At 54.9% G+C, this 395-nt stretch carries 1 pseudogene; it reads left to right on the plus strand.

Annotated features, from left to right (window positions below):
• Positions 1-263 precede the first annotated feature (263 nt).
• Positions 264-395: pseudogene (locus tag ACRPFF_RS11430) on the plus strand (hypothetical protein); the annotation flags it as partial.

The following is a 395-nucleotide window of genomic DNA, read 5'->3' on the forward strand; positions in this document are numbered from 1 at the left end:
AAAGTTGGTGCAGTAGCAGCTAAAAATGCGGCGGAAACCGCCAAAGCCGGTGCAGTAGACGCCAAAGTCGGTGCAGAAGCAGCCAAAGAAGCGGCAGCGACATCCGCAACAGAGGCAGGAAAAGCCAAAGAAGGGGTGTCGGCACTTATTTGCAGGTCAACCGCTTCGGGCCGGTCGGTTCGGGGATGCTGTCCATCCAGCGTTACCGTCATGATTGCGCTCGGCGCGGGGATGAAAGAGGGCGGTTTGAGTGAGGGGGCGATAATATCCGCAACATTGCGAAAATCCAGCTTAAAGGTTTGGAAAAACGTTTGGAAAAACAAAACCTGCGCCTGGCTGTTTCCGATGCCGCTCTGCTGTCTCTTATACACATCTCCGAGCCCACGAGACTCGAC

It is taken from the genome of Neisseria sp. SLRRB23 (genome assembly GCF_050896295.1).
Classification (GTDB): Bacteria; Pseudomonadota; Gammaproteobacteria; order Burkholderiales; family Neisseriaceae; genus Neisseria.